This is a genomic window from Streptomyces sp. NPDC087270 (assembly GCF_044744625.1).
Classification (GTDB): Bacteria; Actinomycetota; Actinomycetes; order Streptomycetales; family Streptomycetaceae; genus Actinacidiphila.
Map to the genome: position 1 here is coordinate 100,016 of NZ_JBIUYR010000010.1, position 14,555 is coordinate 114,570.

Genomic DNA, 14,555 nt, shown 5'->3' on the forward strand with positions numbered 1-14,555 from the left:
CTTTAGAGGAGGGATACGACACTCCACGCCACTCGCGTTCAACCCCGCTCGGCCACCAGGAACGCGCCCTCGGCCGGACGTTCGGACCCCCGCCCGTACGCGGCCGCCAGCGCCGCCTTCCCGTGCGCGGTGACCGTCCAGCCGTGCCGGGTCAGCCACGCGTCCGGCGGTTCGGCGAGGCCGCCCCGCCACAGGTCGCTGATCGGCCGGAACTCGTCCCCGGTGCGGGTCTGCCGGACCATCCGCGCCAGCCCGCCGCCGTGCGTGAACGACAGCACGCTGCCGGGCGCGGACAGGTCGCCGACCGTACCCAGCACGGCCGCCGCCTCGTCGGCCGTCAGATAGATCAGCGGCCCCTCCACCAGCCACGCCGTGGGCGCCGCCGGGTCGAACCCGGCGGTCCGCAGCGGCACCGCCCACTCCCCGCGCAGATCCACCCCGACCACGGCCCGCCGGCAGCGCGGCACCGCGCCCGCCCCGGCCAGCACCTCCTCCTTGAAGCCCACCATGTCGGGCAGGTCCAGCTCGAACACCCGCAGCCCGTCCGGCCATTGCAGCCGGAAGGCCCGCGTGTCCAGCCCCGCCGCCACCAGCACCACCTGCGCCCGGCGGCCGTCCGCGACCGCTGCGCGCAGGTAGTCGTCGAAGAACCGCGTGCGCAGCACCACCTGTTCGGCCATCACCCGCCCGGTCGGCGACTCCCCGCCGGGCCCGTCCGGCGGCCGGCCCGCCGCGTCCGCCGCCCGCACGAACGCCGCGGCCAGCGGGTCGTCGAACAGCCGGTCCGCCCGCCGGCTCTCCGCCGCCCGCACCCGCGCGGTCCCGATCGCGGTCCGCCCCACACCCGCCGGTACTCCCGTCCGCTCCATGCCCGGCCAACTCACGCACCCCGCCCCGGTGTTCCCGTCGGAGGACCGGAACACCGGGGCGGGGCAGCGGCGGGCGGGCCGAACGGCCCGGCCGGGCAGGTCAGTTGGGGACGGCGAGGAGGAGGGCGAAGCGGGCGGCGGGGTCGGTCCACCAGTGGCGGACGGTGAAGCCGCCTTCGTGGAGTTCGGCGGTGAGGGACTCGCGGCGGAACTTGCAGGACAGTTCGGTGCGCACGTCCTCACCGGCCGCGAGGTCGAAGGAGAGGTCGAGGTCGGGGATCTTGACGGTCTGCGCGACCCGCGACCGCAGGTGCATCTCGATCCGCTCGTCCTCGGCGTTCCAGACGGCGACGTGCTCGAACGCGTCCGGGTCGAAGTCGGCACCGAGCTCGCGGTTGAGGACGTGCAGCACGTTCTTGTCGAACTCCGCGGTGACGCCTGCCGCGTCGTCGTAGGCGCGGACCAGCACCGCCGGGTCCTTGACCAGGTCGGCGCCGAGCAGGAGCACGTCGTCGCTGCTGAGCGAGCGGGCGAGGGTGCGGTAGAAGGCGGCGCGCTGCGGGCCGTCGAAGTTGCCGATGGTGCTGCCGAGGAAGGCGAGCAGGCGCGGGCCGGGTTCGTCGGAGAGCGGGATGCCGCCCTCGAAGTCGGCGACGGTGGCGGAGACGGTCAGCCCCGGGTAGTCGGCGCAGATCGCGCGCCCGGCCTCTTCGAGGGCGGAGGCGCTGACGTCCAGGGGCGCGTAGCGGCGCAGGGTGCCGGCGGCGGTGAGGGCGTCGAGCAGCAGCCGGGTCTTGCGGGAGGAGCCGGAGCCCAGCTCGATCAGGGTGGCCGCGCCGGTGGCCGCGGCGATCTCGGGCGCCCGGCGGACCAGGATCTCCTGCTCGGCCCGGGTCGGGTAGTACTCGGGCAGCCGGGTGATCTGCTCGAACAGGTCGCTGCCGCGCTTGTCGTAGAACCACTTCGGCGGCAGGGTGCGCGGGGCGGCGGTGAGGCCGCCGGTCACGTCGGCGTGCAGCGTGTCGGTGAAGTAGCCGGCCGGAAGCCGGTCGTCGAGGGTGAAGCGGCTCTGGTTCTCGGCGCTCATGAGGGTGGTGTCCTTGCGTTCGGGGCGCAGCGCGATGACGCGGACGCCTTCCGGGGTGGCCAGGAGCAGGGAGCGGTCGGGGACTTCACGCCATTCGCCGAGCAAGTCCCCGGCCGCGTCGTCGGGTTCGGACGCGACGACCACCGCGCCCGGACCGAGCCGGTACCAGAGCGTGTCGCCCCACGCGCTGGCGGCGATGGTACGGCCGTCGGTGAGCAGGAAGTTGAGCCGTGCGGTGGGCCGGGCGGCGGCGACCTCGCGGACCACCGCGGCCAGCGCGCCGCCCGGCGGCTCGCCCCGGCGCAGCCGGCCCGCGAGCATCGCCCACAGCAGCGCGGAGTCGGAACGCGCTTCCAGGGCGAGCAGTTCGGCCGGGTCCAGCCCGGTCGGCAGCCGGGTCCAGTCCGGCACGGCGCCGTTGTGGCTGAAGAGCCAGCGCCCGTCCCGGAAGGGCGCGGCCGCCGACTCGTCGGGCGTGGTGCCCTCGGTGGCCGACCGGACCGCGGCCAGGACGGCACCGCTGCGGATCACCCGGGCCAGCTCGGCGAAGTTCGGGTCGGCCCAGACCGGAAGCGCCCGCCGGTAGCGCGCGGGCACGGCCGGCCCCTCGTCGCCGGGCCGCTCGGGACCGGGCGAGCTGTCCGCCGGCGGCGGCCCGTACGGCACGGGCGCCCCGGGCTCAGCGGGTCCGCCGGGCTCAGCGGGTCCGTCGGGCTGACCGGGCACACCGGGCCCACCGAGCACGCCGGGTGCGGGCTCCGGCGGGTACCAGCCGACCCCGAACCCGTCGGCGTTCACCGTGCCGTGCCGCTGCCGGCGCGGCTGCCAGGACTGCTCGTACAGCCCCCGAGGCGGCTCGACGAGCAGCCGCGCCAGCGTCAACGGCGGCCCCACGTACGCGAGATGGCGGCACATCAGGCGGCCCCTCCGCCCGCCGGACCCGAATCGCCGTGATCCGCGGCCGCGTCCGCCGGGTCCGTGACGTCCCTCGCCGTGCGGAACCCGGCGAAGATCTGCCGCCGGATCGGGTAGTCCCAGTTCCGGAAGGTGCCGCGGCAGGCCACCGGGTCCACCCCGAAGGCGCCCCCGCGCAGCACCTTGTACTCCGGGCCGAAGAAGACCTCGGAGTACTCCTTGTAGGGGAACGCGGCGAAGCCCGGGTAGGGCGTGAAGTCCGAGGACGTCCACTCCCACACGTCGCCCACGAGCTGCCGGGCGCCGCTGGGCGCCGCGCCCTCGGGGTAGCTGCCCACGGGGGCGGGCCGCAGATGGCGCTGGCCGAGGTTGGCGTGTTCGGGGCCGGGGTCGGCGTCGCCCCACGGGTAGCGGCGCGAGCGGCCGGAGAGCGGGTCGTGCCGCGCCGCCTTCTCCCACTCCGCCTCGGTCGGCAGCCGCCGGCCGGCCCACCGCGCGTAGGCGTCGGCCTCGTACCAGCACACGTGCAGCACCGGCTCGTCGGCGGGCACCGCCTCCACGTGGCCGAACCTGCGGCGTATCCAGCGGTCGCCGTCGCGGGACCAGAACAGCGGCGCGGTGAGCCCCGCGTCCTGGACGTGCCGCCAGCCCTCGGGCGTCCACCACTGCGGGTCGCGGTAGCCGCCGGCCGCGATGAAGTCGGCGTACCGCGCGTTGCTGACCGGCACGGTGTCCAGCCAGAACGGCGCCACCGGCACCTCGTGCGCGGGCAGTTCGTTGTCCAGCGCCCACGGCTCGGTGCTGGTGCCCATCGTGAACGGGCCGCCGGGGACGAGGACTTCACGCGGCAGCGCGGCCGCGTCGGCGGGTGCGGGCGGCGGCGCGGGCGCGTCCAGCACGGCCGGCCCCGACCTCAGCTGGTGGGTGGCGAGCATCGTCTCGCCGTGCTGCGCCTCGTGCTGGGCGAGCATCCCGAAGACGAAGCCGCCCGCCAGCAGCCGCTCGGGGTGCGCCGGGTCGGTGTCGATGCCGGCCAGCACGTCGAGGGTCTCGTCGCGTACCTCGGCGACGTAGCCGCGGGCTTCCGCCGGGCCGAGCAGCGGCAGCGCGGGGCGGTCGGCGCGGGGGTGCCGGAACGCGTCGTAGAGGTGGTCCAGGTCGGGCCGCACCCCGGTGCGCCGACCCGCCTCGCGGATCAGCCACAGCTCCTCCTGGTTGCCGATGTGCGCCAGGTCCCACACCAGCGGCGACATCAGGCGGGAGTGCTGGGCGACGAGGTCGTCGTCGGTGACGGAGTCGGTGAGCAGGCCGGTACGGTGCCGCGCGGCCTGGAGCGCGGCGAGCGCGCGGGTGGCCGGGTCGGCGGGCGCCGCGACCGGCCCGCCGCTCGGACCCGCCGGGTTCTCCGGGGCTGGAGTGGCGGAAGGGTCTGATGAGTCGGATGCGGCTGAAGTGGTCCGGTTTTCGGCAGTGTTGCGGTGCGGAGTGCGAGGGTCTGTCACGACTAGCCTTCCGGAGGGTCAGGCGCGGCTCAACGCGTCCAACTGGTCGTGGGCCGGACATCGGCCGCGTTCTGGATAGCGCTCGGCGAAGTCGGAGACGGCCCGCCGCAGGGCCGGGGAAGCGCCGGGGCGCGCGAGGGCGCTCTCGGCGGCGGCGAAGCAGGCGCGGGCCGCCTTGGCCAGTTCGGGGTCGGCCAGGCCGACCCGGGCGGCGCGACGCCAGACGAGATCGGAGGGGAGAGGGTCACCATCCGTGCTGAGCGGTTCGGTGGCCGCGTACGCGGTCTCGGCGGCGACCGGATCGTCCAACAGGGTTGCCGCGAGCACGGTCGGCACGATCCACTGCTCGCCGTCCTGCGCGTCGGTCATCCGCAGCTCCAGCCAGCCGCGCGGGCGGACCGGCGGGAAGAGAGTGCTGAGGTGGTAGTCCAGATCGGCGACGGTGGGCCGCCGGACCCCCGGGGCACCGCGCACCCACTGGCGGAAAGTGAGCCCAGGAGGCGCGGACCAGTCCTCAAAAGAAGCTCTCACCGTGCCGACGTTCGAGCCGAGGTCAGAGCCGGATTCCGAGTCTTCGCACTCCTGGCGGATGCACAGCACCCTGGCGTCCAGGGCGTACCGCGCCCAGGCGGCCCGCGGGTCCTCGTCCAGCCCGTCGTGGTGCGGCTGCCGGGTCCTGCCGGGGTCCATCAGGGCCCAGTTGGCCTGCCGGGTGGACACCCAGCCGGTCGGGCGGCCGTCCCGGAAGGGCGAGTTCGCGAACGCCGCGACCATCACCGGGCCGATCCGGTGGGCGAGCGCCCAACGCCTGCGATAGCCGGCCACGCCCTCGCTGTCGTCGCCGCTGTCCAGGTTGACCTGCAACGACGCCGTGCGGCGCATCATCGTACGACCCCAGGGGCCCTCGCGGTCGAAGAAGCGTTCCATCGCCCGGTAGCGGGGATGGTCGAGGACCCGGGGCGGTTCGCGGTGGGGGTCCATGCCGTGTCCGACGAGCACCAGTCCGGCTCGTTCGACGGCTTCCCTGAGGGTGGCGAGGTCTTCTGCCATCGCCTTCACGCACCCCGCGAGGGTGGGTGCGGGTGGAGAACTCAGCTCCACCTGGCCACCCGGTTCACGGGTGAGCCTGCTGCCCCGGGGCAGTGCCCCTGGGGCCTCGACCGGCGCGAGCGCCGCGTCCAGTCGTTCGACGGGTATCAGTTCGCGTGGATCGGAGCGGTCCTGGACGAGCCACTCCAGCTCCACGCCGGTCCGCTCGGGCGGGCCCGTCTTGAAGCACACCCCGCGTACGTGGGCTTCCGCCCCGTCCTCGGTGAGGTCTTCACTACGGTCGGCACGCTTGGTAGCCATCGGTCCACCTCCTCAGTTCTTCTGTCGGGTGTTCATCCGAAGCGAGGACATGTCACATGTTGCTGTCGAGAGTGTAGTTCGCCATGGTGCGTGGCGGTCTTACGTAATGATGAACGGGCATGCGGTCAAGCATTCGATATCGGCCGAGTATTCCCCTGTCCGCGCGCTTCACTCTTTCGTGTGGGTCATATATGAATAAACCAGGTGATCGGGATTATACGGGCGGTGATCGTCCGTAGCTCGTCGCAGGGCGATGCCCCGGCGGTGATCAACACCTGACCGGCTACCCTGCCGGTAGGAGCAGTCGCAGGTCCCCGTCCCCGGATGGAACCCGCGGAAGTGCCCCGGTCGTCGTAGCCGCGTAGCCGCCCAAGCCCAGACCCCGCCAGATGCCAGACCAGCGACAGGAGTACCCCTCGTGACCGTCGTCGGGCCCTTCGGGCTGAGCGTGTGGGACGAGAACCTCGATGCCGACGTCCAGGCTGGTCTCGCAGCCGTGGAGGAAGGGCTGCTGGAGGCGACCAAGAGCGACGTCCCCTTCATCACCGACACGGCCAGACACCTTCTGCAGGCCGGCGGCAAGCGCTTCCGGCCACTCCTGGTGATGCTCGGGGCCCAGTTCGGCGACCCGCACGCGCCCGGCGTGGTGCCGGCCGCCGTCGTCGTGGAGTTGACCCACCTCGCCACCCTCTACCACGACGACGTCATGGACGAGGCGGACGTACGGCGCGGGGTGCCCAGCGCCAACTCCCGCTGGGGCAACTCCGTTGCCGTGCTCACCGGCGACTTCCTCTTCGCCCGCGCCTCCCACATCCTCGCCGACCTCGGACCGGAGGCGGTGCGGGTGCAGGCCGAGGCGTTCGAACGGTTGGTCACCGGGCAGATCATGGAGACCGTCGGCCCGCGCGACGGCCGCGACCCGCTCGACCACTACCTGGAGGTCATCGCGGGCAAGACCAGCTCGCTGATGGCGGTCTCCGGGCGGTTCGGGGCGATGATGTCGGGCGCCGACGAGTCGGTCGTGCACGTCCTCACGCAGTACGGCGAGCGGATCGGCGCGGCGTTCCAACTCGCGGACGACGTGCTGGACATCGCCAGCGACAGCCACGAGTCGGGCAAGACGCCCGGGACGGACCTGCGCGAGGGGATTCCGACGCTGCCGGTCCTGCACGTGCGCAGGTGGCACGCGCAGGGGAAGGGGTCGGCGACGCCGGAGGACCGGCGGCTGAACGAACTCCTCGACGGTGACCTCACGGATGATGTGCTGCACGCGGAGGCGCTGCGCCTGCTTCGGGCGCATCCGGCGTTGGAGCAGGCTCGACGGGACACGGTGCGGTACGCGGATGAGGCGCGGGCGGCGCTGGCGCCTCTTCCGGATCTTCCCGCGAAGGCGTCTTTGGCGGCGCTGTGCGATGCGGTGGTCCACCGCGCCGGTTGAGGGGGCCCATGGCTCTCCAGGGCGGGTGGTTCCGTCGGTTGGGGGACCACCTCTCGGTGGTGGGTGGTTGCGCGCGTAGTTCTCCCCCGGGGCTTCGCCTGGGTGGTGTCCCCACGCGCCCCTGGGTGGTGCGGTTCCCTCCGTGAAGAGGGGCATCCACGGAGGGAGTGTCATACCGGGGGCGTAGGGAGGGGCGCGACCCCGGAGGGATGCGCGGGGGGCGGGGGTTTGGTCGTATGGGGGTGCCCCATTTCACGGCGGACTGGGCGACAATGGCCCGGGTAGTGGGACACGTGCGAGTAGGCCGCCGCTCACGACGGAGGTAGGACGCAATGGCACTGATCCAACCGATCGGGCGACCCGAACCGGACGAGCCCGACGAACCGCGCGGCCGCGGCCGGAAGATCGCGCGCTACACCGTGCCGGTCGCCGTGGCGGGCGTGGCGGTGGCGACCATCACCCTGGTCCCGGCGCTGGCGGACGCGGGCGACCCCTCGCTGCCGAAGATCACCACCCAGCAACTGCTGACGAAGATCGCGGCCTCGAACACCCGGACCGTCGACGGCACCGTGAAGGTGAGCACCGACCTCGGCCTGCCCGACGCGCTCTCGGGGGGCGCGGCGGGGAGCCTGCTGTCGGGCGCGGGCGGCGCCGGCAAGAGCGGTTCGTCCTCGGCGGCGCCGCAGAGCCGGCTCGCCCAACTGCTCGTCGGCACCCACCAGCTGCACGTCTCGGTCGACGGCCCGGACCGGCAGAAGGTCTCGATCATCGAGCCCACCGCCGAGTACAGCGTCATCCACAACGGCACCCAACTGTGGGCGTACGACAGCGCGTCCGACCAGGCGTACCACTCGGCCCTGCCCGCGGCCGCGCCGGACCAGCAGCCGTCGCAGCTGCCCGAGGGCGTGCCGACCACCCCGCAGGCCGCCGCCGAGCAGGTGCTGAAGGCGGCGCGGGGCATCGCCTCGATCACCGTCGACGGCACCGCACGGGTGGCCGGCCGCAGCGCGTACGAACTGGTGGTCACGCCCGAGCACGCCGACACCACCACGGTCGGGAGCATCCGGATCGCGGTGGACTCCTCCACCGGGGTGCCGCTGAAGTTCACCCTCGTCCCGAAGGGCGGCGGCAAGGCGGTCTTCGACATCGGCTTCACCAAGGTCGGTTTCGGCGCGCCGGCCGCGAGCACCTTCTCGTTCAGCCCGCCCAAGGGCGTGAAGGTGACCGAGGGCAAGACGTCCGGCGCGCGCCCCGGCGACGTCGGCAACGGTTCGCAGAACTCCGTGCCCGGCGCCGCCGAGCCGACCGTGCTCGGCACCGGCTGGGACTCCGTCGCGGTGATCGACACCGGCGCCCTGGCCTCCGCGGGCAAGGCGGCGGACAGCGGCGCGGGCTTCGGCTCGGACGGCAAGGGCAAGGCCGGTTCCGGCCCCGGCGGCGGCGACCCGCAGTCCCTGCTCAACAGCTACGGCACCAAGGTCACCGGCTCCTTCGGCAGCGGCACGGTCTTCCACACCCGCCTGGTCAACGTGCTCCTCACCGACAAGGGCAAGCTCTACGTCGGCGCGGTCACCCAGTCCGCGCTGACCGCGGCGGCCGACGCCGCGAAGTGACGCGGGCGGCCGGACCCGGGCGGGCAGCGGACCGGGGGAGCGAGGGAGCGTGATGGCGAAGCCGGCCCAGGCGGCGGCGCGGGACGAGGCAGCGGCGCGGGACGAGTCGGCGGCGCGGGTTGAGACGGGGCCGCGGGCTGAGGCGGAGGCCCCGGGCGAGGTCGTCATCGAGACCCGCGGCCTCGCCAAGCGCTACCACGGCACCCTCGCCGTCGACGGCCTGGACCTGCGGGTGCCGCGCGGCAGCGTCTTCGGCTTCCTCGGGCCGAACGGCTCGGGCAAGACCACCACCATCCGGATGCTGATGGGCCTGATCGAGCCGACCGCGGGCACCGCCCGGGTACTGGGCCGCCCGATGCCGCGCGCCGCCCGCTCGGTGCTGCCCCGGGTCGGCGCGCTCATCGAGGGCCCGGCGCTGTACGGCTTCCTGTCCGGCCGCGACAACCTGCTGCGGTACGACGCGGCCGACCCGACCGCCGACCCCCGCACCCGCCGGGCCCGGGTCGGCGCCGCCCTGGACCGGGTGGGGCTGGCCGCGGCCGCGGGGAAGAAGGCCAAGCAGTACTCGCTCGGCATGAAGCAGCGCCTCGGCCTGGCCGCGGCCCTGCTCCAGCCGCGCGACCTGCTGGTGCTGGACGAGCCGACGAACGGCCTCGACCCGCAGGGCATGCGGGAGATCCGCGCCCTGGTCAGGGAGTTGGCCGCCGACGGCACGACCGTCTTCCTCTCCTCGCACCTGCTGGACGAGATCGAGCAGGTCTGCACGCATGTCGCCGTGATGGCCCGCGGCCGGCTGATCACGCAGGGACCGGTCACCGAACTGTCGGCCGGCAGCCGCGGGCGGCTCGCCGTCACCACGCCGGACCCGGCCGACGCGACCCGGGTACTGGCCGAGCACGGCGTGATCGCCCTGGCCACCGACGGGCAGCGCGTCACCGGCGAACTGCCCGCCGACCCGCCCGACCTCGCGGAGCTGAACGCCGCCCTGGTCGCGGCAGGCGTCCGGGTGCGCGGCTTCGGCCTCGAACGCGGCTCGCTGGAGGACGCGTTCGTGGCGCTGACCGGGGAGGGTTTCGATGTCGCGGGCTGAGACGGCACCGGAAGGCGCCGGCACGGACACGGCTACGGGCGCGGGTACGGATACGGATACGGATACGGGTGACGGTGCCGCGCGGGACCGTACCGCTCGGAACCCCACCGCGCCGGAGCCGGACCGCGGCTCCCCCCGGGCGCCGCGGCTGCTGTGGTCCCTCGGGCTGTTCCGCTCCGAACTGGTCACCGTGTTCCGGCGCTGGCGCACCCTCGCGCTCTTCGCGGTGCTGGCGGGCGTGCCGGTGCTGGTGGGCATCGCGGTCCGGATCGAGACCCGCCACGGCAGCACGATCAGCGGCGGTTCCAACGGCGACGGCGGCCCCGCGTTCATCCAGCAGGTCAGCAACAACGGCCTGTTCCTCGCGTTCACCGCGCTCGCCGCCACCCTGCCGTTCTTCCTGCCGATGGCGATCGGCGTGGTCGCGGGCGACGCGATCGCGGGCGAGGCGAGCGGCGGCACCCTGCGCTACCTGCTGGTCGCGCCCGCCGGGCGGTCCCGGCTGCTGCTGGCCAAGTACGCCTCGGTGCTGGCCTTCTGCCTGGTGGCCACGCTGGTCGTCGCCGTGTCGGGCCTGGTCGTCGGTTTCGTGCTCTTCCCGGTCGGCGACGTGACCACGCTGTCCGGCACCACCCTCCCGCTCTCCCAGGGCATGCTGCGGGCCCTGCTGATCGCGGTCCTGGTGGCCGGGTCCCTGGTGGGCATCGCCGCGCTCGGGCTGTTCGTCTCCACCCTCACCGACAGCGGGATCGGCGCCATGGCGGCCACCGTCGGGCTGCTGATCACCGTGCAGATCGTGGACACGATCCCCCAGCTGCACGCGGTCCAGCCGTACCTCTTCCCGCACTACTGGCTGAGCTTCGCCGACGTGCTGCGCGACCCCGTGCCGTGGGACGCGATCGGGAAGAACCTCGGCCTCCAGGCCCTGTACGTGGCCGTGTTCGGGTCGGCCGCGTGGGCGCGCTTCACCTCGCGGGACGTCACCGCGTAGCCGGGCCGGCGGTCGTCGTCGGGTTCGCGGGACCGCTCGCGCTCTCGTTCCCGTCCGCGGGTCCCTCTGCGGGTCCCCCCGCGGGTCCCTCCGCGGGTCCCTCCGCGGGTCCGTCCGTGGGCTCGGCCGCGGGTCCGGCCGCGGGTCCGTCCGTGGGTCCGGCCGCCGCGCCGGCGAGCGCGAGCCGGCCCCGGCGGGCGGTGCGCAGGGCGTCCCAGGTGAGCACCGCCAGCGCGGCCCAGACCAGGAAGAACCCGGCCCACCGGTCCGGCGGCATCGTCTCGTGGAAGTACAGCACCCCGATCAGGAACTGGGAGACGGGGGTGAGGTACTGCATCAGGCCGATCGTGGAGAGCGGCAGCCGGGTCGCGGCCATGCCGAAGAAGATCAGCGGTATCGCGGTGACCAGCCCGCAGGCGGCGAGCAGCGCGGCGTGTCCCGGACCGTGGTGGGTGAAGGTCGAGTGCCCCTGGGCGCCCAGCACCATCAGGTAGGCGAGCGCCGGCAGGAACTGGACGCCGGCCTCGGCGGCGAGCGACTCCAGCCCGCCCATCGCCACCTTCTTCTTGATCAGCCCGTAGCCGCCGAAGGAGAAGGCCAGGGTGAGCGCGATCCACGGCAGCCGCCCGTAGCCGACGGCCAGCACGACCACCGACAGGCAGCCGATGCCGACGGCCGCCCACTGCACCGGCCGCAGCCGCTCGTGCAGCACCAGCACGCCGAGCGCGATGGTGACCAGCGGGTTGATGAAGTAGCCGAGCGCCGCCTCGACCACATGGCCGGCGTTCACCGCCCAGATGTACACGCCCCAGTTCACCGTGACCGCGGTCGCCGCCGAGGCGATCAGCGCCATCCGCCGCGGCTGCCGGACCAGTTCGGCGATCCACGCCCAGCGGCGCAGCGCCAGCAGGATGACGGTGGCCACCCCGAGCGACCACACCATCCGGTGCGCCAGGATCTCCAGGGCCCCGGCCGGCTCCAGCAGCGGCCAGTACAGCGGGAAGAGGCCCCACAGCCCGTACGCCGCGAAGCCGTAGCCCAGTCCCACCCGCTGCTCGCCCATTCGCCCGCCCCTCCCGACGCCGCACGGCACTGCCGACGTTAGCGGGCGGCGGCTCGGCCTGTCATGGCCATATCGAACTGTGGTCATGACAGGCCGAGCGCCGCACAGCGAGGGGCGAGGGTCAGCCCTTGAGCGCGGCGGCCACCGACTGCGGCATCGGCGTGGTCGGGCGGCCGATCAGCCGGGACAGCTCGCCGCTGGTGCCGGCGAGCAGGCCGCGCCCGATCGCCCGGTCGACGTCGACCAGCACCTCGGCGAACGACGCCGGCAGGCCCGCGCCGACCAGCACGTCCAGATACTGCTCGGACGAGACGTTCTGGTAGGCGATCTCCCGGCCGGTCGCCGCCGAGACCGCCGCCGCGTACTCCGCGAAGCTCCACGCGGTGTCGCCGCTCAGCTCGTACACCTTGTTCTCGTGGCCCTCGCCGGTGAGGACCACGGCCGCCGCGGCCGCGTAGTCCGCCCGCGCCGCCGAGGCCACCCGGCCCTCGCCCGCGCTGGCGACCACGGCGCCGTGCTCCAGCACCGTGCCGAGGTTCTGCGTGTAGACCTCGGTGTACCAGCCGTTGCGCAGGAAGGTGTGCGGCAGCCCCGAGTCGAGGATCAGCTGCTCGGTCAGCTTGTGCTCCTCGGCGAGCGCGAAGTCCGCCGCCGGTCCGCCCAGGATGCCCGTGTACGCCAGCAGGCCGACCCCCGCCTCGCGTGCGGCGTCCACCACGGCGGTGTGCTGCGGCAGCCGCCGGCCGACCTCGCTGCCCGACACGAACAGCACCCGGTCGCCCGCCTTGAACGCCTCCTTCAGCGTCGCCGGCTCGTCGTAGTCCGCGACCCGCACCTGCACGCCCTTCGCGGCCAGGTCGGCCGCCTTGCCCCGGTCCCGTACGACCGCGGCGACGTCCCCCGCCCCCACTCCGCGCTCCAGCAGGTCCTCGATGACGAGCCGGCCCAACTGCCCGCTGGCCCCGGTGACGACGATGCTCATGCTGTTGCTCCCGTTCTGCGGTGATATGCGGATCTCTCCGGCTTCCCCGCCACCGTAACGCGAACACTAACTCTGGGAAAGTACCTACCTTGGCGTACGGTACCTACATGAAGGTAAGTGAAGCGGCCAGGGCCGGCTGTCCCGAGCGGGCCGTCCTCGAACACGTCACCAGCACCTGGGGCGTCCTCGTTCTCGTCCAGCTGTCCGACGCGGGGACCCTGCGCTTCAGCGAGCTGCGCCGGCGGATCGGCGGGGTGAGCGAGAAGATGCTGGCGCAGACCCTGCGGACCCTGGAGCGCGACGGTTTCATACGCCGCCGGGCCCGCCCGGTGATCCCGCCCCACGTCGACTACGACCTCACCACGCTCGGGGTCCAGGTCGCCGAGAAGGTCGGCGCCCTCGCCGAGTGGACCGCCCGGAACGTCACCGCCGTCACCGCGGCCCAGCAGACCTACGACGCGGCACTCTGACGCCGCGCCGGAACGCGACCGCCCCGCCGTGCCGGGCGGTGCCGGCGGGGCGGGGCGGGTGCGGGGCGGGTTCAGCGTGCTGGGGGCTAGTCGGTGACGGTCCAGGTGTCGGTGCCCGCGAGGAGGCCGGCGAGGTCGCCGGGGCCCTGGCGGGTGGTGGCCGCTTCGAGCTGCTCCGCCATGTCCGTGTCGTAGACGGCGCGGGTGGTGTCGCGGAAGACGCCGATCGGGGTGGCGGTGCCGGGGCCGAAGGCGGTGCCGTCGGTGAGGCGGGACAGGGCGAAGGCGTTGGTGGGCGAGGGGGAGTGGGCGTCGTGGACCAGGACGTCCGCCTCGTTCTCGGCCGTGACGTCCACGATGCCGAGGTCACCGGTGCGCGGGTCGCGGACGATGCCGCGCGAGCCCTCGGGGCCGAAGCGGACGGGCGCGCCGTGCTCCAGCCGGATCAGCGCGCTCTCCGCGGTGCTCTTGTCCTTGAGGACGTCGAAGGCGCCGTCGTTGAAGATGTTGCAGTTCTGGTAGATCTCGACGAGCGCGGTGCCCTCGTGGACGGCGGCGGCGCGCAGCACCGACTGGAGGTGCTTGCGGTCGGAGTCGATGGTGCGGGCGACGAAGGAGGCTTCGGCGCCGATCGCCAGCGACAGCGGGTTGAACGGGGCGTCGAGGGAGCCCATCGGCGTGGACTTGGTGATCTTCCCGACCTCGGAGGTGGGGGAGTACTGGCCCTTGGTGAGGCCGTAGATCCGGTTGTTGAAGAGCAGGATCTTCAGGTTCACGTTGCGGCGCAGCGCGTGGATGAGGTGGTTGCCGCCGATGGACAGCGCGTCGCCGTCGCCGGTGACCACCCACACGCTCAGGTCGCGCCGGGAGGCGGCCAGGCCGGTGGCGATGGCCGGGGCGCGGCCGTGGATGGAGTGCATCCCGTAGGTGTTCATGTAGTACGGGAAGCGGGAGGAGCAGCCGATCCCGGAGACGAAGACGACGTTCTCGCGGGCCAGGCCCAGCTCCGGCATGAAGGACTGGACGGCGGCGAGGATGGCGTAGTCACCGCAGCCGGGGCACCAGCGCACCTCCTGGTCGGACTTGAAGTCCTTCATGGTCTGCGGGCCGCCGGCCTTGGGCACCAGCGACAGCGCCGTCGCGCCGGCGAGCGGCCCGACAGCGGCGCCGGCGGACGCACGTACG

General features: G+C 73.5%; 12 protein-coding genes and 1 pseudogene. 5 read left to right on the plus strand and 8 right to left on the minus strand.

Going from position 1 to position 14,555, the window contains the following annotated elements; genetic code table 11:
- Window positions 1–38 precede the first annotated feature (38 nt).
- From ACIPAE_RS20935 to egtA, 5 genes and pseudogenes are all read right to left on the minus strand, one after another.
- Window positions 39–842: an SAM-dependent methyltransferase gene (locus tag ACIPAE_RS20935; RefSeq protein ID WP_402447062.1), complete on the minus strand. Its 804-nt coding sequence runs from the start codon at window positions 840–842 to the stop codon at window positions 39–41.
- Window positions 843–969: 127 nt separating this feature from the next.
- Window positions 970–1,956, minus strand: a complete 987-nt coding sequence (gene egtD / locus ACIPAE_RS20940) for an L-histidine N(alpha)-methyltransferase (protein ID WP_402447361.1) — start codon at window positions 1,954–1,956, stop codon at window positions 970–972.
- Between the two features lie 375 nt (window positions 1,957–2,331).
- Window positions 2,332–2,871, minus strand: a pseudogene (locus ACIPAE_RS20945) (hypothetical protein); the annotation flags it as partial.
- On the minus strand, window positions 2,871–4,373 hold the full coding sequence (gene egtB, locus ACIPAE_RS20950) for an ergothioneine biosynthesis protein EgtB (RefSeq protein ID WP_402447065.1): 1,503 nt from the start codon (window positions 4,371–4,373) through the stop codon (window positions 2,871–2,873). The gene egtB and the pseudogene ACIPAE_RS20945, both read right to left, overlap by 1 nt.
- An 18-nt stretch (window positions 4,374–4,391) precedes the next feature.
- Complete coding sequence (gene egtA / locus ACIPAE_RS20955; protein ID WP_402447068.1) at window positions 4,392–5,723, minus strand: ergothioneine biosynthesis glutamate--cysteine ligase EgtA; 1,332 nt, start codon at window positions 5,721–5,723, stop codon at window positions 4,392–4,394.
- Window positions 5,724–6,141: 418 nt separating this feature from the next.
- Here egtA and ACIPAE_RS20960 point away from each other — a divergent pair, with 418 nt between their 5' ends.
- From ACIPAE_RS20960 to ACIPAE_RS20975, 4 genes are all read left to right on the plus strand, one after another.
- Window positions 6,142–7,161 (plus strand): polyprenyl synthetase family protein, encoded by a 1,020-nt coding sequence (locus ACIPAE_RS20960; RefSeq protein ID WP_328467869.1) that lies wholly within the window; start codon window positions 6,142–6,144, stop codon window positions 7,159–7,161.
- A 332-nt stretch (window positions 7,162–7,493) separates the two neighbouring features.
- Window positions 7,494–8,774 carry an outer membrane lipoprotein carrier protein LolA gene (locus ACIPAE_RS20965; protein ID WP_402447071.1) on the plus strand — a complete coding sequence of 427 codons (1,281 nt, stop codon included), beginning with the start codon at window positions 7,494–7,496 and terminating at the stop codon, window positions 8,772–8,774.
- 52 nt (window positions 8,775–8,826) lie between these two features.
- Window positions 8,827–9,864, plus strand: coding sequence for an ABC transporter ATP-binding protein (locus ACIPAE_RS20970; RefSeq protein ID WP_402447072.1), 1,038 nt, complete (start codon window positions 8,827–8,829; stop codon window positions 9,862–9,864).
- Window positions 9,851–10,855: an ABC transporter permease gene (locus ACIPAE_RS20975; protein ID WP_402447074.1), complete on the plus strand. Its 1,005-nt coding sequence runs from the start codon at window positions 9,851–9,853 to the stop codon at window positions 10,853–10,855. The genes ACIPAE_RS20970 and ACIPAE_RS20975 overlap by 14 nt, the downstream gene beginning before the upstream one ends.
- On the opposite strand, the gene rarD is transcribed toward ACIPAE_RS20975, so the two are convergent.
- Window positions 10,845–11,918, minus strand: coding sequence for an EamA family transporter RarD (gene rarD, locus ACIPAE_RS20980; RefSeq protein ID WP_402447077.1), 1,074 nt, complete (start codon window positions 11,916–11,918; stop codon window positions 10,845–10,847). The two genes, ACIPAE_RS20975 and rarD, sit on opposite strands and share 11 nt — an antisense overlap.
- A 121-nt stretch (window positions 11,919–12,039) precedes the next feature.
- On the minus strand, window positions 12,040–12,900 hold the full coding sequence (locus ACIPAE_RS20985; RefSeq protein WP_366410132.1) for an SDR family oxidoreductase: 861 nt from the start codon (window positions 12,898–12,900) through the stop codon (window positions 12,040–12,042).
- Window positions 12,901–13,007: 107 nt separating this feature from the next.
- On the opposite strand from ACIPAE_RS20985, the gene ACIPAE_RS20990 reads away from it, so the two are divergent.
- On the plus strand, window positions 13,008–13,370 hold the full coding sequence (locus tag ACIPAE_RS20990) for a helix-turn-helix domain-containing protein (protein WP_329365925.1): 363 nt from the start codon (window positions 13,008–13,010) through the stop codon (window positions 13,368–13,370).
- A gap of 86 nt (window positions 13,371–13,456) precedes the next feature.
- Here ACIPAE_RS20990 and ACIPAE_RS20995 read toward each other — a convergent pair whose 3' ends face one another.
- Window positions 13,457–14,467 carry a 2-oxoacid:ferredoxin oxidoreductase subunit beta gene (locus ACIPAE_RS20995; protein WP_329374031.1) on the minus strand — a complete coding sequence of 337 codons (1,011 nt, stop codon included), beginning with the start codon at window positions 14,465–14,467 and terminating at the stop codon, window positions 13,457–13,459.
- Window positions 14,468–14,555 lie beyond the last annotated feature (88 nt).

Bases quoted from the DNA above. Each gene is read 5' to 3' on its own strand.
- ACIPAE_RS20985 (WP_366410132.1), bottom strand. From the start codon at position 12,900: ATGAGCATCGTCGTCACCGGGGCCAGCGGGCAGTTGGGCCGGCTCGTC.
- rarD (WP_402447077.1), bottom strand. From the start codon at position 11,918: ATGGGCGAGCAGCGGGTGGGACTGGGCTACGGCTTCGCGGCGTACGGG.
- ACIPAE_RS20965 (WP_402447071.1), top strand. From the start codon at position 7,494: ATGGCACTGATCCAACCGATCGGGCGACCCGAACCGGACGAGCCCGAC.
- egtD (WP_402447361.1), bottom strand. From the start codon at position 1,956: ATGAGCGCCGAGAACCAGAGCCGCTTCACCCTCGACGACCGGCTTCCG.
- ACIPAE_RS20975 (WP_402447074.1), top strand. From the start codon at position 9,851: ATGTCGCGGGCTGAGACGGCACCGGAAGGCGCCGGCACGGACACGGCT.
- egtA (WP_402447068.1), bottom strand. From the start codon at position 5,723: ATGGCTACCAAGCGTGCCGACCGTAGTGAAGACCTCACCGAGGACGGG.
- ACIPAE_RS20990 (WP_329365925.1), top strand. From the start codon at position 13,008: ATGAAGGTAAGTGAAGCGGCCAGGGCCGGCTGTCCCGAGCGGGCCGTC.
- ACIPAE_RS20970 (WP_402447072.1), top strand. From the start codon at position 8,827: ATGGCGAAGCCGGCCCAGGCGGCGGCGCGGGACGAGGCAGCGGCGCGG.
- ACIPAE_RS20995 (WP_329374031.1), bottom strand. From the start codon at position 14,467: ATGAAGGACTTCAAGTCCGACCAGGAGGTGCGCTGGTGCCCCGGCTGC.